Genomic DNA, 24,113 nt, shown 5'->3' on the forward strand with positions numbered 1-24,113 from the left:
TAGCAAGCCTCACTTTTTCTCAAAGTGAGGCTTTCAGCTTGTCGGAGTTTAAATATTATTGCAATGAATTCGCCTGCATTTGATACATTTTTTCATAAATGCCACCCTGTGCTAATAGCTCATCATGTGTGCCACGCTCCACAATCTTGCCTCGATCTAATACAAGAATACGATCGGCATTTTTAATAGTAGAAAGTCGGTGAGCGATAATAAATGTTGTACGTCCTTTTTTCAGTACATCCATCGCATGCTGAATAATCTCCTCTGTTTCCGTATCTATATTAGAAGTAGCCTCATCTAAAATTAAAATTGCCGGGTCAAAGGCAAGGGCACGCGCAAAGGAAATTAACTGGCGTTGCCCAGATGACAATGTGCTTCCCTTCTCAATAACAGGCTCATCATAGCCATCTGGCAAGTTCGCTAAAACACGTTCTCCACCTACAGCCTTTAATGAAGCTTCTATTTTTTCTCGTGAAATTTTAGGATTATTTAGGCTAACGTTCGAAGCAATAGTACCTGTAAATAAGTATGGGTCCTGTAAAACAATACCCATATGTTCACGCATTGTTTGACGAGGAACCGAAGTGATGTCGATTCCATCAATCGTAATTTTCCCTATAGATGGGTCATAGAAACGGAACAATAAGTTCATAATAGAGCTTTTCCCAGATCCTGTATGGCCTACTAAGGCAATTGTTTCACCTTGGTGTGCTTCAAATGATAAATTTTTCAATACGTAATCATCATTTTTATAGGCAAAGGAAACATCTTCGAACACCACATTTCCTTTATATCGAGGCATACTTTTTTCAGCTACTGGCTCCCCGTTCGTATCTAACACTTCAAAGACACGCTTTCCTGCAACGAGTGAGCGCTCAAGCTGAGAAAATTGATTGACGATATTCGTGATTGGATTAAATAATCTCGTTAAATAATCGACAAAGGCATATAGTGTCCCCGCAGAAATAACTTCCGTGGCCGTAAATGACTGTGTACTAAAGTAGAAAATAAAGACCGTAAACATAATTAGTCTTAATGTATTAACAAGGTTGAAGGACGTTGCAGAATCAAGGAAAAGTAGCTTGCGTTCATATGCATAATGCTCATTATTCATATCATCAAATTCCTTCGTCATTTGCTGCTCACGACGGAATGCTTGAATAATTGTCATTCCTTGAATCGATTCATTAATCATTGCGTTAATATCGGCAATTTTCGTTCTGATGACATCATTATATTTCGAGGCCACTTTACGGTATAAAATCATCCAAAAATAAACGACTGGTATCATAGTCAATGCTAACAATGCCATTTTCCAATTTAAAATGAAGAGTGCGATATAAACACCCACAATAGAAATAAAACTCGTAACGAAGTTTGACAGTACTTGAACGTATAAATTACGAACAGCCTCGGTATCATTCGTTACACGGGCTACAATTTTCCCTGCTGGTAAATTATCGAAGTATTGAATTGGCAATGTTTGAATATGCTCAAATACATCCTTACGTAATTTTTGTACAACACGGTTGGCACCCATTTGTAAATAAATATACATAAAATAGCGTAAAACAGCTGTAGCTATTGCTAAAAGTAAGTAGACAAGTAATAACCAAGTAATTGGTTTTAATTCAATGTGACCAATTGTCATGTAATTATCTATAATATGCTTTGCAATAAACGGCCCAACAAGCTCCGTAAAGACGGCGATTGTTAAGAAAAATAATCCTAATAGAATCGTCTTTTTAAAATACATTGCATAGCGTGTTAAACGTTGACTCGTACTCATGAGGCACCTCCTTCAAGCTGCTGACGGTCAAATTGCTCTTTATACCATCCTTGTTGTGAAAGAAGCTGCTCATGCGTTCCCTGCTCTACAATTTGGCCTTCATCTAGCACGATAATTAAATCGGCATGCTGAATTCCTGATAAACGATGCGTAGTAATAATCGTCGTTTTATCTTGTCGTTCTCGCTGTATATTTTCAATAATTCTTGCCTCCGTCTTGGCGTCTACAGCAGAAAGCGAGTCATCAAGCATTAAAATTTCAGGGTCTTTAATAAGAGCACGCGCAATGGAAACACGTTGCTTTTGACCACCTGAAAGAGATACACCCTTTTCACCAACAAGTGTCTCAAGGCCCATTGGTAAATTTTTTAAATCTTTTTCAAAGTATGCAGAACGAATCGCCTGATGCAATTCAGACTGTGTAGCATCTTCTTTCCCAAATAAAATATTTTCACGAATAGTACGTGAGAATAGAACATGATCTTGTGGAACATAACCAATCCAATCGAGTAACTGCTCCTTCGTTTGTGCAGCAATATCTACTCCATCAATCGATAGCTGTCCCTCGCCGATTGGATACTCACGTAATAACTGTCGCAGGAAGGTCGTTTTTCCCGCTCCCGTTTTACCAACAATCCCAAGTGTTTGCCCCTTTTTCAACGACAAAGAAATTCGCTGAAGGTTTTTCACCTGACTCAGTGGATATTGAAAAGTTAAATCATCAAAGCCAATCGCATTCGGTGTCGCAATTGTTTGTGGATTTGCAATATTTCGAACATCCGCCTCGTAGTTTAGTGTTTCCTGTACGCGATCAAGAGAGGCGTTACCTTGCTGCATCACGTTTATAAGTTCCCCAATTGCAAATATTGGCCAAACTGCTAGCCCTAAGTAAACATTGAACGTTACAAGTTGCCCAACTGTCATAGCCTCAATTGCTACTAAATGAGCACCGTAGCCAAGCGCTACAACATAACTAATCCCAGTACCGACCTTTGTAATCGGTCCAAATAAGGCATTAATTTTTGCGGTATGCATATTTTTTTCATACACGATCTCGCTCATCTCTGCAAAATTTGCTTCGTCCTTTTTTTCTTGTACGTATGCCCGTACAACTCGCACACCTGCAACCGACTCTAGAACACTATCATTCAGTTCACCAAAAGCATCCTGTGCCTTCATATAGCGTTCATGCACTATCTTCCCTAAATATTGAATAAGGATGGCCATGATCGGTACTGGCAGCATTGCAAAAAAAGTAAGTTTCCACGAAATCATATAACCCATGGCAAAAATAATAAAGCCCATGTAGATCGTAGAATCGATCAATGTCATAATCCCAAACCCAGCAGTCATCGACACTGCGTTTAAATCATTCGTCGCACGGGCCATTAAATCTCCGGTACGATTTTTTTCATAAAACGTTGGTGTCATGCGCAAAAAATGCTGCATAAGGTTTCGACGCAAAATTTTCTCTAGGTTAATAGCCCCTTCAAATAGTCTGAATTGCCACACAAAATTAAGGGTATAACCCCCAATAATGATACATACGAAAATCAAAATATACTTCGTTAAAAGAGCTGGCGTCATTTCACCAGCAGTCAATAAATCGATAATTGACCCTAGCAAATACGGTGGAACAACTTCTAAGCCACTCGCGATCATTAATAACACAACAGCTATTGTATATTGCTTCCAATACTCCTTAAAAAACCAGCTTAATTTACTTAAAACATCAAACATACGTTATAACCTTCTTTCTCTAGTGCTGTTAAAGCTTTGCTACCCACTATCCAGAAATACCTTGATGAAAATCATTCTTTGTACTTCGTTTCGCATACACATACACTCCTTCTTCATGTTCACTACAACCCTTTTTTGCAACAAAAAAGACACATACCCAAAAAAGAGCATGTGTCTCTTAATAAAAGGCAAGGAGTAACCCATGCCTTTTATTGCAATGTAAAATAGAATGTTAGAAGACATGGACAATGTATGCAGTTGTGATTTGAAATGATACTGATAAAATTAACATCGTCATGCCCTCCTTTACTTAAGTTTGTTATAGTGTTCTTGAAGATTATCACACCTTAGAAATATTTGTCAACCAACTTGCTGTTATTTTTTACGTTTTTCAGGAAATAATTAGCGCTTTAAAGCAATGAATTCCTATCTATCAATTATGGCGAGGCCTCATTGCGTCCGAAGGCTTTTGGCCAACAGATTTCGCGTGAAAGCGAGGCGGCAGCAACAGCACGATGCCTTTTGTGCGAAAGCGTAGCGGCAGCAAAGTGTTTTGTCTGTGCGAAAGCGAAGCGACAGCACGATGTCGGTCACTCAGGCGTTTTCACAGGATGTGAAGTTCTTAGCCTGAGTTCCTCTATTTCAGCGAATGTTTGACACCTACTGAAAAATGCAGGAAGACTTTATCGAACAAAGCTAGTACTATGGGGTCCAAATCAATTTATCGGAACATTTTTTCGAATTATCGGAACAAATTTTTGATTTATCGGAACAAATTCAATATTTATCGCCTAAATTTAATTTATCCCTCAACTTTTTTATTTATCAACCAACTTTTAAACTTTATCACCTAACTTTGTTTATTTATCACCTAACTTTTAAACTTTATCGCTTCAAGAGGTCAAAATCATGTGGTTTTAACTCTTTTTAGTATATTTGATTCCATATAACTATAGAAATATATCTAAATTGATTCTCTCATGATACACTTTTCAATATAGACATTTTAGTAAGGAGTCTTTACTTTGAAATCATTTTTAGCTGTTGGGATCGGCGGGTTTTTGGGTGCCATCTGTCGATATAACCTTGGTCAAGCATTTCAAAATACAGGTGGTTTTCCAATTGCAACACTTTGTATGAACTTAATTGGCTGCTTTTGTTTAGCGTGGCTATTTACTATGTTTACAAAGCGTACGCCTATTATTTTAGGAATTGGCACTGGTTTTTTAGGTGCCTTTACGACCTTTTCGACCTTTTCTTTAGAAACGCTATTACTTTTGCAAGATAGTAAGTGGCTACTAGCTATTCTTTATATTTTAGTAAGTGTTTTTGGCGGTTTAGCATGTGCATGGCTAGGATTTAGACTTGCGAAGGGGCGCAGCGTATGATAGTTATTGGTATCGGGGGATTTTTGGGTGCATTAACGAGATTTTATCTTGGAAAATTGATTGCTCATCCATACCCATGGGCAACATTTTTTATTAATATAACAGGTTCTTTTGCACTTGGCTTTCTATTTGCATTACAGCCAAGTGATTGGATTTGGCAGTTTATAGGGCTTGGTTTTTTAGGGGCCTATACGACATTTTCAACATTTGGTTTTGAATGTTTGCAGCTCTTGGAACAGAAAAAATGGAAGCAAGTGATTATTTATATATGCACTACCGTTTTATTCGGTTTACTTTTCGCTACACTTGGCTTTTTCCTTGTGTAGCAGCATTTATGACATACTAGAGGTGATTTTTTGACACAGCCATCTATTGAACAATTACAAGCGCTCGAAGCTGAAATTGAACAAACATTATATACATTAATCGACTTAGAACTAGAAGAAAACTTTCCAGAAATGAATACCCGCTTTGCACAATTACTTGCAAAGGTCCAGGATGCTCAGTTAATTGATTATAAACTTGACGTCCTCGTTGATCCTCAAACATTAGCAACTGAAACATGCACTCTTCTACAAAGTTTAATAGAGGCAAAGGCTAGACCACAAAAAAGACAACGACTACTAACACACCGTATGATTTTAAAAATATGGCTACGTAAAAATCAACGCTTTATGACCGAATTTTTACCACAAATGTTTTAGGCGCCTCTTGATGTCTAAAGGGCGCCTCCTTTTAAAGTGGCAATTGCTGCAACACTTCTTTTACTTTTCCTTCAATTGTTAAATCAAATTGTACTGCATGACGCGCAATATCTAAATTAATATAAGCAGTTTTTCCTTTTGTCATCATTGGAAGTTGATTGACAGGATACACTTCAAGGCTCGTGCCGATAACAAGAACAAGCTCCGCTGCTCTGATTGCTTCCATTGCATTGTTCCAGCTCACTTGTGGTAAGTTTTCTCCAAAAAGCACTACATTAGGGCGTAGTTTACCACCACAATGTACACAACTCTCTTTGTGTAAGAAACTTTCAATTGGAGCAGCTTTCTCGCAGCGATGACAACGAATGGAGCGTATCGAACCATGTAACTCCTCTACCCTTTGACTTCCTGCTAGATGATGAAAACCATCAACATTTTGCGTAGCAACTAACGATACAATCCCTCGCTTTTCCCAATCAGCTAAAATTTGATGGCCTTCATGCGGTGCTACCTTTTCCAAATTTTCTATGCGCATTTTATAAAACTCATGAAACAATGAATAATTTTGTGCCAATGCTTCTGTAGTAGCTACTGTTCGAGGATCAATATTATTCCACCAGCCAGATGTCGATCGAAAATCTGGAACTCCACTTTCGGTTGACATTCCTGCACCCGTTAAAATGACCGTGCTGTTTGATGATTGTAACCACTCACTTAAAAGTTCAATTGTCATATTTTCCTCCCCCCATCCATGGCATCACCATAAGATGTATTGGTCATTGTATGGACTTTCATTTTCACAAAAACGCGATAACTTAATACTTCGACAACAGATCAGTTTTTCCTGTAGTTCAGTATAGCTATTTCTCCCCTGCTTTCCGTCGACTCTAATTCTATCCGTCCCTTGAGATTTCTATCTGTCGGTATCGCTGTTCTTTCCGTCGCTTCGAGACTTCTTTCCTTCGTTGAGACCTTACTTTCCGTCGACGCTATTTCTATCCGTCACCTTGAGGTTTCTTTCCGTCGGTGCCCAAGTTCTTTCCGTCGCTCCGAGACTTCTTTCCTTCGTTGAGACCTTGCTTTCCGTCGCTCTGAGATTCCTATACGGCGGCCATAAAAAAACAGCTGATAAGCATCAGCTGTTCTTACTTTATATATGCTTTGATTTTAATCGTAGGTTTTTCCACATATGATAGTAAACTCCACCAGAGGTCATGAGCGCTGGGACAGTAAATATAATGGAATATGTAAATCCTTGCTCTGCAATGTGTTGAATTGTCCCAGAGGCAAATATCAAAAAATCCACAAGACCATAGTGATAGCAAGAGCAATTGATGCTACTAGATTTACAGACTTTGCAAGACGAGCTAATTTATCAATAGAAGACTCTGCATCACTATAAATAGGCGTCGTTTCTGGAGCTGCTTTAAAAATATGCATGTTAGCGCTTGAGTATACATGCGTCCAGCCACCGTAAGCAAATAGTGTAAAATACTCCTCTTCTTCATCTTTCCGTAATTTACGATAATCAATACTAAAAATAGCTTCTTCTGGCTCACCCTTTTCTAGCCCGTAGCCAGCAAATCGAAATCTTTTTAAATGCCAGCCCTTCGCCGCTTTTTCGCTTAATTTTTTCATATCGCGTGCCTCAGAAAAAGCTAAACCAATTGATGGCATATATCTCTTATTTCGCACTATTTTTCCCCCTTTGTAATCCCTGCTCTGCCAAATGAATCATAGTCTTTCTTCGTTCAATATCTTCGAGCAATATTTCACGACCTTTATCCGTTAAGACATAGACCTTTCTACGAGAATCTGAATCATCGTGTAGCTGAATAAGCTGTTCAGCTACTAGTTTTTTTATAATTGTATAAAGGGATGCTGGACCAACTACGAAAGTACCCTTTGTCGTTTCCTCAATTAAACTCATGACCGCATAGCCATGTCTCGGCTCAGTTAAGGCAGCCATAATATAAAAAACAGAATCTGTTAACTGCTCTAATGATTTCATTATTACACCTCCAATATATCAAAAAGTGATATATCGTTAAATAATATATCATTTTATGATATATTGAGCAACCTTGATCCAAAATAAAAAAATCCCCGCAAGCCATTACTTGGAGGGGATAGATAATACATGCTTTTTAATTTTTACCAAACGGGGCGATTCCACCGTAGCTGATATCTGAACATTACTTTTTTCGTGTTCTTATCTAACAATAGAAACTCATCTCCTGCTTGAATCGCATAATAGTTCTCTAATGTACGAACACCCGGATTTTTTTGCTCAGTATTCACAACACCTATATTTTGTTCCCACAAAATGCGATGGTTTTTCATATCATAAAGGAATACGATACGGTCTGCACTTTCCCGCTTCGTTTGTCGATAAGATACAATGGCTGTTTGTTGTTGCAGATCCACATCTAATACAGCCGGCTCTAGATTCTTGTATGTTTGAATAACAGGTTCAGTCAATACATGACTACTAAATTCTCGAACTTCTTCGTAATCCTTTAACGGTTGATTATGCGAAGCAAAATAACCTGGAATATCGGATTCTATGAAAAACTTTGTAGAAAGATATTTTTCCGCTTTATTATCTTCCATTAATTTGTTGCCATCAAAGCAATAAAATTTCCCATCGACACCCTCTAAATAAAGATTATTTTGCAACAAGACTATGGTATGCGAACCATTATTTAAAACATCTATTAATTGTTTGTGTTTTTTCGCAAATTCCTTTTTAGAGAGTTTTTCTTTTCCCATGTGTATATCTAATAATGAAAGATTCCCGTACTCACCGTCACGATGATGAATAAGAAGTCCTCCCATGAAATGGCCAATTAGTGTCTCTTTACTTGAAGAATATTTGGACCACTGTTTTTCACCTGTTTGCAAATTAATTGCTACTAGTTGATGATGTGAAATAATTTGAGTAATCCCATTAGTTGTACCGTTATTTTCAGATCCTTCAACCATTTGGACAGCAATTTTTTGTGCATCATCTGTATAAATAGGAGACTCGGAATTGATTGGGAAGCTTCGACCAGCTAAGCCAAAAACAATCATCAAAAGATTACCTAAAAAAGCATAAAGGATAAAAGTTATGACAAACGCAGCTTTTAGTCGGCGTTTAAACAAAACATACAATACTAATAAAAGTCCAACGCCAATGACAATGCCAAAAAAGATATCGTGGACTAGCCAACCATTAAAACGCCACGAATCAATATATCGTTGAAAAAAATTGTCCAATTCTCCTCCGCCTCAATTAATTCCTTCTATACTTGAAATAATAGTATTGACGTTCCCCGCTTTAATTACATTATAAAAGAATAATCTTTTATGACCTTACAAATTTCCACATTATATTGCTTGTACCATTTTTCTTTTCCAAATTGCTGTGCAACTAGATGTTTTGAATTTTCTTTCCATGCCTGAATAGCCTCTAGTGATTCCCAATACGATACAGTAATACCCTTCCCTTCGGTATTTCTAGCACTTTCTATACGAAGAAAACCTGGCTGTTTTTGTGCTAATTCATCCATAACTTCTGCCATCTTCGCATAGCCTTCTCCATCCTCGTCTGTTCGTTGGGATGTAAAAATCACAGCATAATATGTTTTCATAACTATTTACTCCTTCCTAAATATGTATTATTGTAAACGATAAATACTTATATGAATATCGAAATGTGGAATGCAGAAAGGATCGTGACGAATGAGTATTAATCCAAACATGGCTGAAATTGGTTCTCTTCTTGGAGAAACTTCAAGAGCTACGATGCTTGCTAGTATGATGGATGGTCGTTTTCATACTGCCAGTGAATTAGCCTATATGGCTGCTATTAAACCTCAGACTGCTAGTTTTCATCTCGCTAAGTTAGTAGAAGGTAAACTTGTTAGAGTAGAGAAACAAGGTCGTCATCGATATTTTCAATTAGCAGGCGAAGAAATTGCACAATTACTAGAATCCTTCCTAGCGATTTCTCCACCACCTGAAGTACGCTCTTTAAAACAATCAAGTCAAATGAAATTACTACAGGATGCAAGAACTTGCTATGACCATCTAGCTGGTAAACTAGGCGTTCAATTAACAGAATCATTGCTTAACGCTGGTTTTCTAAAACTAGAAGAAAAACAGTTTCTCATAACAGCTGAAGGCGCACAATTTTTTACGGATTTTGGTCTTGATTTAGATGATTTAAAAAGAAAGCGTCGATCATTTTCCCATGTATGTTTAGATTGGAGTGAACGACGTTATCATCTAGCTGGTGCACTTGGTGAAGGAATGCTGACACATTTTTTAAGCTTGGGATGGGTGACTCGTGTCCCAGCTATTCGTGCCATTAAAGTGACTGAAAAGGGACGAGCAGGCTTTAAAGAAGTTTTTAAATTTGAAATTTAAAATGGTCTATCTTCTTTCGCGGGAAGGCTAACATTCAAAGTCTCTCCGCGAATATTTTTATTAGATTTAGCTGCAAAATTACGGTTCACTAAATAGATACCAGCAATAATAAACAGCCCTCCGACAACTAACGATAGTTTTAAAGGTTCATCTAATAGTACCCAACCTGTTAACACACCGAAAAAAGGAGCTAAAAACAAAAAGGCACTCGTTTTTCCAGGGTCACTGTTTTGCAAAAGATAATACCAGCCCGCAAATTGAACAATAGACGAGAAAATACTGAGCCAAAATAAAATAAATAAAGAATGAACATTCACAGTAAAAAATGGTTGTTCTAAAACGAAGCTCGCAACTAAAAGTAATATACCACCAAAAAGCATTTGATAGGCTGATAGCACCCATGTATCAAATAACACGCCCCATTTTTTTGCTAGCAGTGTCGCAATGGCCCAAAAAACGGCCGAAAGAATGCCGAAAATAATTCCAATTTTAATTTCAACTTGTGCACCCATTGTAATCATAACACCAATAACCCCCAACAAAACACCACACCATTGATACAATCGGTATCGCACATTCGTAAATATAGTAGCAAATATGACTACAAGCAAAGGATTCGTAAATGTTAAAATAGAGGATTCACTCGCCGTAATTGTACGTAAGCTAAAAAAATACAGCCCATTACACCAGCAGTTTGAAATGCCCCTATTGTTAGAATTTTAAACCAGCCTTCTTTCGAGGTCGGATGAGGCCTTTTTAAAGCGATTACGATGACACCCATTATCATCCCTGCTAGTATAAAGCGGAGTGCAGCCAATAACAGTGGAGATGCGTACGGCAACCCCAATTTGACAACGGCAAATGAAGACCCCATTAGAAATGTTGTCAAAACTAATAATGCTATGAATTTATAAATATTCATTGTTGTCCTCCTATTTCTATGATTATTGATCATCACTAAAAGTCTGGGATGACATTTATTAAAACGGAAATCAAACCCACGTTATTGTGATAATCTTTGTTTAAGGACATTATAGACAGGAAAAAATTCAACTCTTATCGAAGTATGGAATACATAAGTTTTAATAAAGTAAAAGCGAAAGGATCATTTTCAGTTTCATTTCATTTTTTATGCGTATACTTAGCAGAATATAATCATTAGGAGGAAGCTGCCTTGAAAATATTACTAGCAGAAGATGATGCACGATTAAGAAAAAATATCGTTCATATATTAAAGAAAAAATTTCACAATGTGACGGAAGCGGAGAATGGGCAGGAAGCGCTAGACCATACGCTTACTGAGAAATATGATCTCGTTATTTTAGATTGGATGATGCCTTACATAAGTGGCATTCAAGTATGCCAACAGCTACGAAGCACTGGATTCAATGGTAGTATTTTAATGATAACTGCGAAGGACGACACAGAGGACATTATTAAAGGACTTGATAGTGGCGCAGATGATTACATAATAAAACCATTTAAAATAGAGGAACTTTTAGCAAGAGTTCGTGCATTACTACGAAGAAAAGATAAAGTAATAGAACAGGTCATTCAGATCGATCAATTACAGCTGAATGTAGATTCCCGAGTAATTTTGTACAATAATGAAGTAGTGGATCTTACTAAAAATGAATTTTTACTGTTAGAATATTTATTTATCAATAAAGGACGTGTATTAACTAGAGAACAAATTTGTATTTATATATGGGGCTACGATTACGATGTTTCGAATAATTCCTTAGATGCTTTAGTCAAGCTCGTGCGGAAAAAAATTGATGGTAGTCGATCCAAATCACCTATTCAAAATATCAGAGGCATTGGCTATAAACTGAGGGAAGACTAATGTTTCATAAAACAAAAAAATATTTATCCTATTTGTATGCAACGCTTTACTTTTTGTTATTTTCACTTTTCATTATTGTTCTATACTTTTCACTCGTGAAATTAATGGAAAATCAACAAATAAACGAACTGGAAGACTTTTATGGTAGGCAAGAGCACGATTTCTTTGAACATGTTCATGCAAACACTAAAACTTTAAGTTATGACCCCAATCGCAATTTTTTTTACTATATTTACACAAAGGATCATAAGTTTGTCCATGGTGACGAATCTTACAAAGGACTGAAGAATCAGATTGAAAAAGCATTTGGCAATAAGAAACCAAGTGAGGAACTCGTACAGCACTATGAATGGCAGGAAGAGCACTTCCTACTTCTAAAGAAGCCCATTTTCAACGACGATACTGTAGTAGGCTATATTATCGTTGGTAAATCTGTGACGTCACAGCATCACTTTTTCCAAATGACAAAGTATTTACTAATAGTATTAACCTGTATTTCTACGGTCTTAATCGGTCTACTGGCCTATTATCTAGCTGGTAAAGCGATGGTTCCTATTCAATGGTCGTTCGATAAACAAAAAAAGTTCGTATCCGATGCCTCTCATGAATTACGAACTCCACTAAGTATTTTTTATAGTTCGCTAGAAATTTTAGAAATTGAGGAAGCACATCAATTAAGACCTTTTGGAAAAGAATTGATTGCGGATTTAAAAGATGAGGCTGAAACAATGAAGGAACTCATAGATAAACTATTGTTCTTGGCAAGACATGATCAGCAGCAGGTTCCCATTCAAAAAGAAATCATACCACTATCTACTCTACTCGAAAAAGTAAGCTCGAAATTTCAAAGGATTACGCCTCCTGAAATACAGTTTTCTTCTGAAATTCAGGAAAACATCGAGCTGCTAGGCGATGCTTCAAAAATACAAGAGCTGCTTTATATTCTACTAGACAATGCGATAAGATATACAAATAGCGGAACAATAACGCTTTCGCTTTTAAAAAATAAAGACTATGTAAAAATTACTGTTGCAGATAGTGGAATCGGTATGACTGAACGAGAATTACCTTTAGTATTCGAGCGGTTCTACCGAAGTGATGCTGCTCGCCAACGAAATGGCACTGGTTTAGGTCTTGCCATAGCAAAAGCAATAGTAGAGCAACATGATGGAAACATTTACGGGACAAGCACAGTAAACAAAGGCACTACAATTCATATTGAATTCCCTATTTAATAAGGAATCGGGGCTTTTTAAACAGCCCCGATTTTAGTTAATTATTGTGTAACATTGGAAAATTCACTTTTTTCATGAACCCACTTAATGTTCTTACAACCAGTACTAACAGGGTCATCCCTCCGGAAATTACATAAAACATTATAATCAACGTAATTTCTGTATCCGTTCCTATAAGCACTCCGTGAACAAGTGATAATGCCCATGCTGGTAACACAAGAAAGTGAAGTTTTTTCCATAAGGAGCGATTCATAGTTCGAATCCATAAATCTGATGTCATGATGACCATTAAAAACAAATAAAATGCGATTGTTCCAAGGGCCGACGGTAGAGACCGATAGTTAGCTGAGAAAGGAATTAAAACCCCAACTATACTATAAGGCTCATAACGATCGATTAAAAGCACTACCATATGAGCGATTACGGTAATCAACCCTAGCCACCCCGCATTTTGATGGATATGATAAATTAAGTTTTTATGTGATTTAATAAATGAGGATTTTCTCAACAAACCAAATATAATGGAAATTGTGAAGTAAAAATACGCTAACAACCCTAATAACCGAATCCATTCCCACGTACTTATGATCATTTATTTCACCCCTGTCATTTTCCAATTTGCTGCTTGCCCATCTTTAACAATGAAACGGGCACTTTGTTGACAACAATTATTTTCAAACCATTGCTGCAATTCACGCTCATCCATAAGAAAGCAAAGTTTCGCCCCAACCTCTGCATCACATAAAGAGGACGTTACGACTGAAGCTTGTAATACTTCTGTATTAGCGATTTCACCTGTTTGTCCATTTAATACATGATGTTTCTTCATTGTTCCTTGCATCCAGCTTCGATATACCCGATTAGATGTAGCAATGGCGCCTGTTTTCATTTTAATCGAGCTAATTTCCTTGTCTATATTCAAGACATCTGCAACACCGATTGTCCATGTCTTTTCCCCAGAAGACCACATTTTCATATCCCCTCCCCCGTCTATTAATCCGAAATCAGGCGATACCTCTTGCTCAAGCCAATTCGCCAATTTTTCAATCGCATACCCTTTAGCAAATCCACCTAAATCAATTTCCTGCTGTGCCACCCTCATTATTTGCTCATCGCCTAGAAATTCAAATGGTTGCTCTGCCATTAGGAGTTTGTTTTGAAATGCCTTACCTTTAGCTGAATCAAATGGGAAAGAATGATGGTAGCCATGATGTTCTAATTGACGTTTAAGATATGGAGAAAATAAACCATTAGAAAGTTTATAATAGCGATTCGCTTGCACTAAACAATCATATAGGAACGAACTAGTGCGGAGCGTTTTTCCAATTTCTAAACTATTAAGTTGTGATAATTCATTATTTGATTGAAATCTTGACCATTCTTTTGCTACGTATTGAAGCCAATTCTCTGCTTTTTCTTTCCATACGAAATGAGCCACTTTTGGCATAGCAATATAAAATTCAGTATTCATTATTTGTAAAGTTAGTGTATCCACACGCCCCACTCCATTACGTTCTTTTCGTTTTGCGCTCGCTTTTGACAGAAGATTGCCTTGTCACTTCAAAGTTTGTCCAATCTAGTTGTACTAGTTCTTTTTCTTTTTTTGTAATATTTCCCTGATCTACTCCATGAATATTATTTGTGCGTGTAGAATCGGCTTCTGCTGGGCTATTGATTTGGGATAGTATTGCTGCTGATAAAAGTAGCCCCGATGCCCCTAATATCCATTTAGCTTTTTTAGGATCTTTCATAGTGCTTTCCCCCTAATTCATAATTGGCTGGCAGACAAACGTTTGGTTACTTTCTTGCCATTCAGCTATATAACCTAAGCCATTCGTTATTGTACTAATAGGTACATATAATTCTTCATTCACATAAAACGCTTGTGCAGGTGATGGTGTTTTCACATTGTTATCATATACAACGTTAGTTCCTGCACGGTAAATCAATTCATTTTTTTGATGTTGGATATTTAAAATCTTACTTGCTTTGTAAAAGGTTGCTTTTGCTCCTAAAACTTGAGCTACTGCTTTTCCTGGCACAAAAAATTCCCCGTCTTTTGGTATTACAAAAAAGCTCAGCTCCTTATTCGTACCTTCTACCTTGAACGTAACCTTTTGGGAGCTTGTAAAAGGTAATACTTCTTTATCAGCTGCAACTGTTCGTGTCCAAATATTCCATGTCCCTTTTACACTTACAGCATCTTGAAAATAGTAAGTTTCACCTTCTTCTTCATCGTCATAGTAAAAGTTCTCATCGTCATCGTCATCATCGTCGTCTTTATAGTCCTTATATTCTTTATACTTTTCATGTTTATGATCGTCTGCATGTACGACTACATCATTTGTAAAAAAACCCGCTAATATAAGAACTACAACAAGGCTAATTTTTTTCATCCTCATCTATAACACTCCTTTCCTTTATCTTCATTCTAGGTTTTAAAAATGATACGAGACTGAATTTTTTAAACAAATTTTTACAGACAAAAAGCCATTTCTATGGACAGATTCCTCTGCACTTAAAAATGGCTTTGTTCATAAGGCGATTATTACAAGATTCCAATCAGAATACTTAAAATCTTTTAGTCAATGAAAATAGAAATACATTCACCCTTTGATAATCTTGAACTAGGTTTAATGATTTGATCATTTAATTGAATCATACCTTTTTCAATTTTTTTGATGATCTTTGATCGGCTCCAATCCTCAATTTGATTTGCAAGCACTTTATCAATTCGATGTTTTCCTGTCACATCATCTAGTACAATGTGTATTATCTTTATTCCTTGTTCTGCTAAGCTAGATATCGCAATCGTTGGCAAAATTGAAAATTCCTCTTTCTGGTCTTCCGTTTCAACAACATGCTCTGAGAACGTTTTATAAATAGTTAACTTTTTATTCCAATTATGATTGTTTTCGCATTTTAAAATTGCATATTGATAAATATTTTTTCCATTTGCGTTATGCCTTCGTACAGTTGTATCCGTAAAAACAGATAATGTTCCACACATTTTACAGTGCTTCTTGACAGTTCGTTCTGGTAATTGAGAAAGTTTCCAGCGAAATGTAATATTTAACATGTATCCTTCACCTCTTAAGATAAAGGTACGCAAGCATCTATTTGGATATTTCGCAGTACAATGTGAAATTTCGTAAATAAATAAAAAAGGAGATCCTGCACAAGGACCTCCTGACACATTGAGACTACAGGGTTGCTCTGTTCCTTTGTAATCATACTACCCCCTTGAAAAAAACATTGTTTTTTGAGGGGTATGCTATCCAATTTATTGATCATTACAAAGTAAAGTTTGGCATACGTGTTCTCCTGTATCCTTTCCATCCAAATAGAATTATCCTTATTTTACCACATAATTACATTTATATACAATTAGAAGGGTATTCAATATTTTCACCTTCACAGAGCAAATCTTATTACACCTAGCCTATTGTCTAGCCCTAATTCTAAAAAAAATTTAAGTAGGATAATTACCCCCTTACTTTCTACAACCATACATATTATAGAAATAGAAAGGAGGAATATTTCATGGGATACAATTGCGGTGGCTCTTCAGGCGGCTATGGCGGTTCATCATTCGTTCTAATTGTCGTTCTATTTATTCTTTTAATTATTGTCGGCGCTAGTTTCATGTATTAATCTTCGGAACCTTTTTGTTCACAGCATAGAAAAATAGGATTAAGCTAATTAACCTTACAACTCCTTCTTTTAGGGTCACTTTTACCAAAGTGATCCTTTTTCATGTTAACCTGCCTGTGGAATTCAAAAAAATCTATCCCTCTGTCTTCTTTAATTTCATGTAATAGCATTCAATTCGTTTAGATTTATTATATTGTTAAAATGAACTGATCACCAATTACCTTTTAATTTCAAGTGTTATCACGCCCTTTTCAATAAATATTTAAGCACTGTATAGTTAATAATCAATATCCCTTTTGATTACGATGCATAGTATAAATTAAAGAAGGGGGGGAATTATTATGTCTCAAAATTGTGGTAGTGGAAGTGGAAGTGGTGGCGGTTATGGTACAGGTTCAGCATTCGCGCTAATTGTTGTTCTATTCATTCTTTTAATTATTGTCGGCGCTAGTTTCATGAAATATTAATATCCAATACCGCCACTAATGCTCATAACTTGTGTAAGGTAATACTAATATAACCTTACAACTTCAAATTTGTACTAAGGGTCACTATCCTCCAGTGACCCTTTTATACTTCCTCTGCCAATGTTCAGCGCCTATAGTTACGTTCTTAATCATCTAAATCTATTTTTTTCAACATTTTACTAATGCATCCTAAGATAAATATCGCAACACTTTTTGACAACTATACATAGTATAAAGTATAAGAAAGGAGGGATTTACTATGTCTGAAAACTATGGTAATGGCTATGGCAATGGCTCAGCATTTGCGCTAATTGTTGTTCTATTCATCCTTCTAATTATTGTCGGAGCTAGTTTCATGAGATATTAATACCTAATACCGCCGCCTAAACTGCTCATAACTTGTGTAAGGTAATACTAATTTAAACTTTTATATCTTTACTAAGGGTCACTATCCTCCGGTGACCCTTTAAACATTTCCCCTTTCGATGACAAATTTAACCTTTAAAAGCAAATTAATAAGCCACACCTTGTTATATGTGACTTTATCATATTTAGCTATCCTTCTAATCTTTTCCTTTTAAATACAGGAACTGAGGCAAGATTCTGGACATACAAAAGTAAAATTTTTGTTTTGTGGTAACGACCATTTATGGAGTGTTCCACGTCTCGTGCAGCCAGTAAAAGCGAAAAGAACCTATGATGCTGTAAAGCCTGATGCGCCAAAAATATTTCCGAATTTTCAGCGCTGTAGCTTGGCACATACTTTTGCAGTCGTTGGGCGCTAGAAGCCTATAGTCCTTTTGATTGTACCAACCTTCAATGTATGTAAATAGCGCCAATCTAGGTGTTTCAGAATTTTCATATCGTGTTCAGTATACTTCTACTTATTTCAATATCGCAGTCATAAGTATTTCTCACATACTAACTTTTTAATCTGTTTCTACTTCGTCTTTATGTTTTTTTCAAATCTCATGATAATAAACTACGAAACATAACTTCCTAATCATATTATAGAAATGTAAAGCAAATATGCTTTGCACTCCGAATTCCTTCTTAGGGTCACTCCATCCCAAGTGACCCTTTTAAAATTTCTAAGAGGAGTGAATTATCATATCCCTCCATAGTATCCATGTTTGAAAATGTTCAAAGTAAAGAGGATCAATTACTAAACGTTTCTGGTGAATAAATAGTACTTCTTGTCCTTTTAAACCATTGGTAAAATAGTAAATAAACAAGTCCGATTTCAATTGCATCCCCGCCGTAATACATAATCATACCTCCAAGTTCTGCCTGTTCAATAGGTACATGATTAGGAGGATACGCATAAATATGTTTGGACAATATTGAATGAGCCGTTATAGCTACTAATAAAACGATTGAGCGAAAGACATAAGATACTTGGTGTGGGGTTGGATCGATATAGATAAAGGCAATGGTAAACAAATAACCTGCTAGAAAAATATGAATGTGAATCAAAATAAATATAAGCGAGCTTTCATGCATCATGGTAAAGAGTGGTGTAGTATAAAGCAACCATAAACCACCTACATTAAGAATAGACGCTACGATAGGATTGCGTACAAAACTAAAGGTAGAATTTTTTAATATGGAGGAAATAAAACGAGCCCTTTTCACGGGGATTGATCTCAACAGTAGAGTTATCGGAGCCGCTAGAGCAATAAGGAGCGGAGCTAGCATTCCAAGCAATAGATGACCAATCATATGTGCTGAAAAATTAACGTGAGTGAGCTCTACAAATGGACCGATTAATGTAATGATTGCGCATAAATGCCCTAGAATCCAACTTAATGTGCGAAAACGTGACCATCTTTTTTTATGCTGATTAGAATAAATAACCGCAACAATATATGAGATAAGGGAAATAAGAAACGGCAAAACTAATATTAGCTGTACAATTATGGAGAAATTTTGGGTGTAAGTTTCATGTGAATGCAAAGTTGAATCCTCCTAATACTTTTGTTGATTAGTTTGTATTAGTAAAACAATACCTATCACTATTAAAATTGCTGCTAATACATTCCAAACTAAATCATAAGGAAGAATATCGACGTTGTAGCGGATTTGATGTAACTTCATGAACTTGTGCTGAATGATTCCATCGTATAGTTGAAACGCTCCTGCTCCTAGAAAAATCCCTCCAAGCCATCTTTTTAACCAAAATCCATGTTTTCGATGAAGATCGGCGAGTAAAAAGGCTGACCCAATCGTGGCAAAAAAGCTAAAGGCATGAAATAGTCCGTCTGAGACTAATCCAATATCAGCTGTAGATTTATCATAGAAATGATGCCAATGTAATAATTGATGAAAAAGTACTTCATCTATAAATGCCACGACACCGAGACCAAATAATAAGCCCGTCCACATATTTTGTTGCCTATAATGAAAACGATTTTCGTGTTTATAATTATTTCTTTCATTCTTATTTAATATGGTCAACCTAATCACCTCAGTTTTTTTATTAGTTTATCCATGAAGTTAAGAAATTCAAACAATTTACAGAAGTGTTTTCTATCCCCTTCTATTTTACATCCATTTCTTCTTAGATTCCCCAAAAATAGAAATCACCAACACTTACCGTAACCACATTTGTGGATTTTCTTTAAAATCCAAAGTCATTGTTTGTATTTTTTTCAAAATTCTCTAAGTATACTTAATTGCTAATTAGGAAATTCTATAATTATCGATACATTATATTTAAAAGGCTGGGGATATTTTTAATGGAGTCAATATGGTTAGAGTATGCCTGGGCATTGCTAATTCTAATAGGTTTAGAAGGATTATTATCGGCGGACAACGCTCTAGTACTGGCGGTTATTGCCAAACATTTACCCGAAGAACAGAAAAAAAGAGCTATTAATTACGGAATCCTTTTGGCTTTCATTTTCAGATTTGCTGCACTTTTTGCGATTTCCTTCATTGCGAACGTCTGGCAAATCCAAGCAGTAGGAGCAGCCTATCTGCTTTATCTGGGATTAAATCATGTCATTAAGTCACTGTTTGGGAAAGATAATAAGAATGCTCATAACGACAATGCAAAGGAAGTCGCTGGAAAAGGTTTTGGTCCAACTGTTGGGAAGATTGCATTAGCTGACCTTGCTTTTGCAATCGATTCAATACTAGCTGCAGTTGCTCTAGCTCTCGGTCTTCCCGATTCTCCCCTAGATGATTTTGGAGGTATGGATGGAGGGCAATTTATTGTTGTTGTTCTTGGAGGGATTGCTGGACTTGTCCTAATCAAATTCGCTGCAACATGGTTTGTGCAACTACTTGAAAAACGTCCAGCATTGGAAATAACAGCATATGCAATAGTTGCATGGGTTGGTGTCAAACTAGCTATAATAACTCTCTCCCATGAGGATATAGGTATTTTAGATCCCCACTTCCCTCATAGTACTGCCTGGACTACGATTTTCTATGGAGTATTAGTAGGTATTGCCCTAATCGGATGGTTTGCACCTAGGAATAAGTCAAAACCAAATGGGTAGAAGATCTAAATTGAAGCCCTTTTCCAGAGCAGTTTTTCTATATTGAGTTAACGGGAGATTAGTTTGAAAAGTATTTGCATTTAGGATTATGAGCATATTTTCACATGTGGATAATCCTGAAAATTGAGACTCCCACCACTCAAGGGACAGGCTGACTCATGTCAGTGAGATTGCTGAGTAACTAAGCGTTCGCAGTCCATTTCTGTTTTGAACAGCTCTCAAGACTGGGGTATCCCATTATTCCCCCTCCCTATCCAATGCAAATAGCAGCTAGGGCTACGCTACTGTTACCATAGCGTAAAGTTGGTCTCGTTCGATATGTTTAGCGCCCTTTCCTTGACGACACATATTGTTTTACCGTTAACATGAATTAGGCTATCGAACCTTACACAAAATCCAATTATCAAAGAACGAGTTCGTTTTAAACGACTTTGGCTTTCTCGTTCGGAAAATCTGTAAAAGGTTCTTGATGTTCATGCTTTATGAGTACCACAGTCGGGATAAAACTGGTTCAATGCTATAAAAACGCGAGAAATCAATTTTAGAAACATTGATCTCTCGCGCTTTTCTGATGTGACATTTTTAATTTTTATTTAAAAATAAAACCCTTTAATATCAAACTCATCTTCTTGAAGTGCTTGCAAATGGCAATAATTAATTAGATTCTACATCCTCATCTTTGGAATAATTATACTTAGAACGATCAACTGGCGTATAATCTGTTGGCTTATGGAATCTTAATAAATCACCATTCACGACTTTATCTGATAGATGCAATTTAAGATTTACTTGATCTTTGATAGTTTTCGCAAACTCTAATTGACTATCATCTAGTAGTAAACCTGTTTTATTATCATAAAATTTTTCATTAATTGAATAAATCGTAGGACTGACAAAATTGCCATTTCTAAATGGTACAATTTCCTCGTGCTCTTCTGATAATAAGTCTGAACCAAATTGAACAAATTTTTGCGTATCAATTCCCAGTAAATGTAATAACGTTGGAAGAAGGTCTATTTGACCACCATAAGTATGGTTAGCTCCACCTTGCATTCCTGGAACATGTATAAATAATGGTACGCGTTGTAAATTAGCATTTTCATAAGGTGTAATTTCTTTACCAATGACTTGCTCCATCGCCTCATTATGATTATCTGAAATACCGTAATGGTCACCATAAAGAACAATCATCGTATTATCATATAAGCCTGATTCTTTTAATTGGTTGAAGACTTGTTCGATTGCTTCATCTGCATAACGTGCTGTTTGGAAATAATTATCTACACTTGCATCTCCAGTATTAGCTTTATCAATTGTTACTAAGTCTTGATTCATTTTATACGGATAGTGGTTCCCTACCGTAATTAATTTCGTATAAAAAGGTTGTGGTAACGAACTTAAAAAACTTTCAGATTGATTAAAGAATGGTTTATCTAGCAAACCATATTCAGCCATGTTATCTGTAGAACCAGTGTCATAATAACTTGCATCAAAGAATTTGTCATACCCAAATGATTTATAAATCTCATTTCGATTCCAGAAGCTTCCGTTGTTACCATGGAATACAGCAGATGTATAACCATAATCTTTTAAAATACTAGGAGCTGCTTGGTACGTATTTTGTGCTTTTGTAATAAAGGCAGATCCTTGTGGTAACCCAAATAAAGAATTTTCAAGCATAAATTCTGCATCAGAAGTTTTACCTTGACCTGTCTGATGGAAGAAATTATCAAAATACATTGTATTCTTATCTTTTGCTAATGAATTTAAGAACGGTGTAACTTCTTCACCGTTTAACTTATAATCGATCAAAAAGTTTTGGAATGATTCTAAATGTAAATAGACGACGTTCATTCCTTCTGCTGCACCAAAATATTCTGCATTAGGTTTGGCGTAGTTAGATTTTGTATAGTTCATTACTTCTGTAATATCATTACTATCCGCCAAAGCTCTCTGTGAAGATGCTTTCATCGTTTCTACTGAATCATAAATCGTATAGTTATACATTCCTAGATATTTAACAATATAGTTTCTATCGAAACCTCGAGATAATAATTGCGGACGGTCAGCTTCAGCTAGTCCTAAATTTAGGACGGATATTGCCAATGCAAATGCAATGATTGCCGTTGCTTTTTTATATCCTAAACGATTAGACTCTTTTTGTATTTTTCTTGAGAATCGTAGGTAAAACATTACAAAAACATCTACAAAGAACAAGATATCATAAGGTTTTAGTAAAGAAAGAACACTACCACCTAAATCTCCGAAGTTCTGCGTTTGGGTAACAGTAGGTAATGTTATGAAATCACTAAAAAATCGGTAATAAACAATATTAGCATATAAAACAATAGACATTAGAGTGTATACTACAACTAGTGAGGTATATTTTCTCTTACCTGTAAATAAAAAGGCAATTCCTAGAAATAGCATTGCGGAACCTAGTGGATTTATTAGTAAAAGGAATTGTTGAAGTACTCCTTCTACTCCTAGTTTAAATTGTGCTGTTTGAGCGATGTATGTTTTCATCCATAACATTAAAACAGCTAATAAATATATCCCTAAAAATTTATTTAAAAGGCCATCTTTTTTACTTAATAAATTTTTCATTTTTACACCTACCTTAAACTTACTTACTTAAATCTAGATATATATTAATTTAGATTATAAGTATTTCATTAAAAAAATGTTACTTCACAATAGCTTTTTTCGCAGCTAATGTAGCTTACTCCCCATTTAGATTTCTGTCAAGTTATTAAATATCAAAAAAAATCATGTTTTCTTGATCTCCGACAATAGTAATTTTAAAACACAATTTTAATTTTAACAATTTAATTTTGGTGACATGAAACTTATAATTTTGTAAGGTTTAGTTTCAATATATATAAACAAGTATTACTGGACACTTTGAAGAAAGAAACTATAAAAAGGGTCACTTGGGATAGGAGTGACCCTCAGTAACAAAATTCGGAGGTGTAAGGCTAAATTAGCTTTACATTACTATTAATATGTCGCGATAGCGTTTTTGAATAGTTCATAGCCTGAGAAAATAGAATTAAAAATAAAAAAAGCAGCAATATGAACGCCTAATAATAATTGACTTTTATAGAACCATTTTTAAACAAGTAGCTTAATTGTTAGCTGTTCTTTTTATTGCACATTAGAAACGTTCATATCAAATATCAGCTCTCTACTATAAACGGTCATTTTTTTAATAAGATTTTTTAAGGTATGTATAAAAAGGGTGTAGCTTTAGAATGAAGATTCATTAAAAAATTCTCTTCAACCTTTATTTATCATCAAATGCAAAAACACTCCATTTTGAAAAAGATTGATAGAAATGACGTTAATTATGAGTCTTATTCAACGAAAGCA

General features: G+C 35.8%; 25 protein-coding genes and 1 pseudogene. 10 read left to right on the forward strand and 16 right to left on the reverse strand.

Annotated elements, in window-relative coordinates:
* Positions 1-55 precede the first annotated feature (55 nt).
* Entirely contained in the window at positions 56-1,789 is a 1,734-nt protein-coding gene (locus ACFTQ7_RS18385) for an ABC transporter ATP-binding protein (RefSeq protein ID WP_349658266.1), read from the reverse strand.
* Positions 1,786-3,528, reverse strand: coding sequence for an ABC transporter ATP-binding protein (locus tag ACFTQ7_RS18390; protein WP_386830295.1), 1,743 nt, complete (start codon positions 3,526-3,528; stop codon positions 1,786-1,788). Before ACFTQ7_RS18390 ends, ACFTQ7_RS18385 begins: the two co-directional genes overlap by 4 nt.
* A gap of 1,025 nt (positions 3,529-4,553) precedes the next feature.
* On the opposite strand from ACFTQ7_RS18390, the gene crcB (ACFTQ7_RS18395) reads away from it, so the two are divergent.
* Genes crcB (ACFTQ7_RS18395) through ACFTQ7_RS18405 form a run of 3 tightly spaced genes read left to right on the forward strand, consistent with a single transcriptional unit; the run spans position 4,554 to position 5,620 of the window.
* Positions 4,554-4,916 (forward strand): fluoride efflux transporter CrcB, encoded by a 363-nt coding sequence (gene crcB / locus ACFTQ7_RS18395; protein ID WP_386830296.1) that lies wholly within the window; start codon positions 4,554-4,556, stop codon positions 4,914-4,916.
* On the forward strand, positions 4,913-5,242 hold the full coding sequence (gene crcB, locus ACFTQ7_RS18400) for a fluoride efflux transporter CrcB (RefSeq protein WP_349658269.1): 330 nt from the start codon (positions 4,913-4,915) through the stop codon (positions 5,240-5,242). Before crcB (ACFTQ7_RS18395) ends, crcB (ACFTQ7_RS18400) begins: the two co-directional genes overlap by 4 nt.
* A gap of 30 nt (positions 5,243-5,272) precedes the next feature.
* Positions 5,273-5,620, forward strand: coding sequence for a hypothetical protein (locus ACFTQ7_RS18405; RefSeq protein WP_386830297.1), 348 nt, complete (start codon positions 5,273-5,275; stop codon positions 5,618-5,620).
* Between the two features lie 31 nt (positions 5,621-5,651).
* Here the strand turns inward: ACFTQ7_RS18405 and ACFTQ7_RS18410 are convergent, their stop codons facing one another.
* The 5 genes from ACFTQ7_RS18410 to ACFTQ7_RS18430 form a co-directional block, all read right to left on the reverse strand.
* Entirely contained in the window at positions 5,652-6,353 is a 702-nt protein-coding gene (locus tag ACFTQ7_RS18410; RefSeq protein WP_386830298.1) for an SIR2 family NAD-dependent protein deacylase, read from the reverse strand.
* A 560-nt stretch (positions 6,354-6,913) separates the two neighbouring features.
* Positions 6,914-7,315: a DUF2812 domain-containing protein gene (locus tag ACFTQ7_RS18415; protein WP_386830299.1), complete on the reverse strand. Its 402-nt coding sequence runs from the start codon at positions 7,313-7,315 to the stop codon at positions 6,914-6,916.
* On the reverse strand, positions 7,305-7,631 hold the full coding sequence (locus tag ACFTQ7_RS18420) for a PadR family transcriptional regulator (protein ID WP_386830300.1): 327 nt from the start codon (positions 7,629-7,631) through the stop codon (positions 7,305-7,307). The genes ACFTQ7_RS18415 and ACFTQ7_RS18420 overlap by 11 nt, the downstream gene beginning before the upstream one ends.
* Positions 7,632-7,774: 143 nt before the next feature.
* Entirely contained in the window at positions 7,775-8,881 is a 1,107-nt protein-coding gene (locus tag ACFTQ7_RS18425) for a PA2928 family protein (RefSeq protein WP_386830301.1), read from the reverse strand.
* Positions 8,882-8,946: 65 nt separating this feature from the next.
* Positions 8,947-9,255 carry an antibiotic biosynthesis monooxygenase family protein gene (locus ACFTQ7_RS18430; protein WP_386830302.1) on the reverse strand — a complete coding sequence of 103 codons (309 nt, stop codon included), beginning with the start codon at positions 9,253-9,255 and terminating at the stop codon, positions 8,947-8,949.
* Between the two features lie 91 nt (positions 9,256-9,346).
* Between ACFTQ7_RS18430 and ACFTQ7_RS18435 the strand changes: the two genes are divergently transcribed.
* A complete protein-coding gene (locus tag ACFTQ7_RS18435) occupies positions 9,347-10,033 on the forward strand; it encodes an ArsR/SmtB family transcription factor (protein ID WP_386830303.1) in 687 nt (228 codons plus the stop codon).
* Here ACFTQ7_RS18435 and ACFTQ7_RS18440 read toward each other — a convergent pair.
* Positions 10,030-10,955 (reverse strand): annotated as a pseudogene (locus ACFTQ7_RS18440) (DMT family transporter). The gene ACFTQ7_RS18435 and the pseudogene ACFTQ7_RS18440 sit on opposite strands and share 4 nt — an antisense overlap.
* Before the next feature lie 252 nt (positions 10,956-11,207).
* Between ACFTQ7_RS18440 and ACFTQ7_RS18445 the strand changes: the two are divergent.
* A complete protein-coding gene (locus tag ACFTQ7_RS18445; RefSeq protein ID WP_386830304.1) occupies positions 11,208-11,879 on the forward strand; it encodes a response regulator transcription factor in 672 nt (223 codons plus the stop codon).
* Positions 11,879-13,114: a sensor histidine kinase gene (locus ACFTQ7_RS18450; RefSeq protein ID WP_386830305.1), complete on the forward strand. Its 1,236-nt coding sequence runs from the start codon at positions 11,879-11,881 to the stop codon at positions 13,112-13,114. Before ACFTQ7_RS18445 ends, ACFTQ7_RS18450 begins: the two co-directional genes overlap by 1 nt.
* A 37-nt stretch (positions 13,115-13,151) precedes the next feature.
* On the opposite strand, the gene ACFTQ7_RS18455 is transcribed toward ACFTQ7_RS18450, so the two are convergent.
* From ACFTQ7_RS18455 to ACFTQ7_RS18475, 5 genes are all read right to left on the reverse strand, one after another.
* Positions 13,152-13,706: a ferric reductase-like transmembrane domain-containing protein gene (locus ACFTQ7_RS18455; RefSeq protein WP_386830306.1), complete on the reverse strand. Its 555-nt coding sequence runs from the start codon at positions 13,704-13,706 to the stop codon at positions 13,152-13,154.
* On the reverse strand, positions 13,707-14,609 hold the full coding sequence (locus tag ACFTQ7_RS18460) for an FAD:protein FMN transferase (protein ID WP_386830307.1): 903 nt from the start codon (positions 14,607-14,609) through the stop codon (positions 13,707-13,709).
* A gap of 13 nt (positions 14,610-14,622) precedes the next feature.
* Positions 14,623-14,865, reverse strand: a complete 243-nt coding sequence (locus tag ACFTQ7_RS18465; protein WP_386830308.1) for a hypothetical protein — start codon at positions 14,863-14,865, stop codon at positions 14,623-14,625.
* 12 nt (positions 14,866-14,877) lie between these two features.
* A complete protein-coding gene (locus ACFTQ7_RS18470; protein WP_386830309.1) occupies positions 14,878-15,516 on the reverse strand; it encodes a copper amine oxidase N-terminal domain-containing protein in 639 nt (212 codons plus the stop codon).
* 179 nt (positions 15,517-15,695) lie between these two features.
* On the reverse strand, positions 15,696-16,193 hold the full coding sequence (locus ACFTQ7_RS18475; protein ID WP_386830310.1) for a DUF1062 domain-containing protein: 498 nt from the start codon (positions 16,191-16,193) through the stop codon (positions 15,696-15,698).
* A gap of 464 nt (positions 16,194-16,657) precedes the next feature.
* Here ACFTQ7_RS18475 and ACFTQ7_RS18480 point away from each other — a divergent pair, with 464 nt between their 5' ends.
* The 3 genes from ACFTQ7_RS18480 (at position 16,658) to ACFTQ7_RS18490 (ending at position 17,602) form a co-directional block, all read left to right on the forward strand.
* Positions 16,658-16,768 carry a YjcZ family sporulation protein gene (locus ACFTQ7_RS18480; protein WP_349658285.1) on the forward strand — a complete coding sequence of 37 codons (111 nt, stop codon included), beginning with the start codon at positions 16,658-16,660 and terminating at the stop codon, positions 16,766-16,768.
* Between the two features lie 341 nt (positions 16,769-17,109).
* The gene (locus ACFTQ7_RS18485) at positions 17,110-17,235 is read left to right on the forward strand and encodes a YjcZ family sporulation protein (protein ID WP_386830311.1); all 126 of its coding nucleotides are present in this window, start codon (positions 17,110-17,112) and stop codon (positions 17,233-17,235) included.
* Between the two features lie 259 nt (positions 17,236-17,494).
* Positions 17,495-17,602: a YjcZ family sporulation protein gene (locus tag ACFTQ7_RS18490; protein WP_349658286.1), complete on the forward strand. Its 108-nt coding sequence runs from the start codon at positions 17,495-17,497 to the stop codon at positions 17,600-17,602.
* A gap of 791 nt (positions 17,603-18,393) precedes the next feature.
* Here the strand turns inward: ACFTQ7_RS18490 and ACFTQ7_RS18495 are convergent.
* Positions 18,394-19,191, reverse strand: a complete 798-nt coding sequence (locus ACFTQ7_RS18495) for a cytochrome c oxidase assembly protein (protein WP_386830312.1) — start codon at positions 19,189-19,191, stop codon at positions 18,394-18,396.
* A 12-nt stretch (positions 19,192-19,203) separates the two neighbouring features.
* Positions 19,204-19,620: a DUF2243 domain-containing protein gene (locus ACFTQ7_RS18500; RefSeq protein ID WP_386830341.1), complete on the reverse strand. Its 417-nt coding sequence runs from the start codon at positions 19,618-19,620 to the stop codon at positions 19,204-19,206.
* Between the two features lie 353 nt (positions 19,621-19,973).
* Between ACFTQ7_RS18500 and ACFTQ7_RS18505 the strand changes: the two genes are divergently transcribed.
* Entirely contained in the window at positions 19,974-20,741 is a 768-nt protein-coding gene (locus ACFTQ7_RS18505; protein ID WP_386830313.1) for a TerC family protein, read from the forward strand.
* A gap of 654 nt (positions 20,742-21,395) precedes the next feature.
* Here ACFTQ7_RS18505 and ltaS read toward each other — a convergent pair.
* On the reverse strand, positions 21,396-23,348 hold the full coding sequence (gene ltaS / locus ACFTQ7_RS18510; protein ID WP_386830314.1) for a lipoteichoic acid synthase: 1,953 nt from the start codon (positions 23,346-23,348) through the stop codon (positions 21,396-21,398).
* Positions 23,349-24,113: the final 765 nt, after the last annotated feature.

The organism is Lysinibacillus sp. NPDC056959 (genome assembly GCF_042674095.1).
GTDB classification, from domain to species: domain Bacteria; phylum Bacillota; class Bacilli; order Bacillales_A; family Planococcaceae; genus Lysinibacillus; species Lysinibacillus zambalensis.

Bases quoted from the DNA above. Each gene is read 5' to 3' on its own strand.
- ACFTQ7_RS18385 (WP_349658266.1), bottom strand. From the start codon at position 1,789: ATGAGTACGAGTCAACGTTTAACACGCTATGCAATGTATTTTAAAAAG.
- ACFTQ7_RS18390 (WP_386830295.1), bottom strand. From the start codon at position 3,528: ATGTTTGATGTTTTAAGTAAATTAAGCTGGTTTTTTAAGGAGTATTGG.
- crcB (WP_349658269.1), top strand. From the start codon at position 4,913: ATGATAGTTATTGGTATCGGGGGATTTTTGGGTGCATTAACGAGATTT.
- ACFTQ7_RS18410 (WP_386830298.1), bottom strand. From the start codon at position 6,353: ATGACAATTGAACTTTTAAGTGAGTGGTTACAATCATCAAACAGCACG.
- ACFTQ7_RS18420 (WP_386830300.1), bottom strand. From the start codon at position 7,631: ATGAAATCATTAGAGCAGTTAACAGATTCTGTTTTTTATATTATGGCT.
- ACFTQ7_RS18430 (WP_386830302.1), bottom strand. From the start codon at position 9,255: ATGAAAACATATTATGCTGTGATTTTTACATCCCAACGAACAGACGAG.
- ACFTQ7_RS18435 (WP_386830303.1), top strand. From the start codon at position 9,347: ATGAGTATTAATCCAAACATGGCTGAAATTGGTTCTCTTCTTGGAGAA.
- ACFTQ7_RS18450 (WP_386830305.1), top strand. From the start codon at position 11,879: ATGTTTCATAAAACAAAAAAATATTTATCCTATTTGTATGCAACGCTT.
- ACFTQ7_RS18455 (WP_386830306.1), bottom strand. From the start codon at position 13,706: ATGATCATAAGTACGTGGGAATGGATTCGGTTATTAGGGTTGTTAGCG.
- ACFTQ7_RS18465 (WP_386830308.1), bottom strand. From the start codon at position 14,865: ATGAAAGATCCTAAAAAAGCTAAATGGATATTAGGGGCATCGGGGCTA.
- ACFTQ7_RS18470 (WP_386830309.1), bottom strand. From the start codon at position 15,516: ATGAGGATGAAAAAAATTAGCCTTGTTGTAGTTCTTATATTAGCGGGT.
- ACFTQ7_RS18475 (WP_386830310.1), bottom strand. From the start codon at position 16,193: ATGTTAAATATTACATTTCGCTGGAAACTTTCTCAATTACCAGAACGA.
- ACFTQ7_RS18480 (WP_349658285.1), top strand. From the start codon at position 16,658: ATGGGATACAATTGCGGTGGCTCTTCAGGCGGCTATGGCGGTTCATCA.
- ACFTQ7_RS18485 (WP_386830311.1), top strand. From the start codon at position 17,110: ATGTCTCAAAATTGTGGTAGTGGAAGTGGAAGTGGTGGCGGTTATGGT.
- ACFTQ7_RS18490 (WP_349658286.1), top strand. From the start codon at position 17,495: ATGTCTGAAAACTATGGTAATGGCTATGGCAATGGCTCAGCATTTGCG.
- ACFTQ7_RS18500 (WP_386830341.1), bottom strand. From the start codon at position 19,620: ATGTGGACGGGCTTATTATTTGGTCTCGGTGTCGTGGCATTTATAGAT.
- ACFTQ7_RS18505 (WP_386830313.1), top strand. From the start codon at position 19,974: ATGGAGTCAATATGGTTAGAGTATGCCTGGGCATTGCTAATTCTAATA.
- ltaS (WP_386830314.1), bottom strand. From the start codon at position 23,348: ATGAAAAATTTATTAAGTAAAAAAGATGGCCTTTTAAATAAATTTTTA.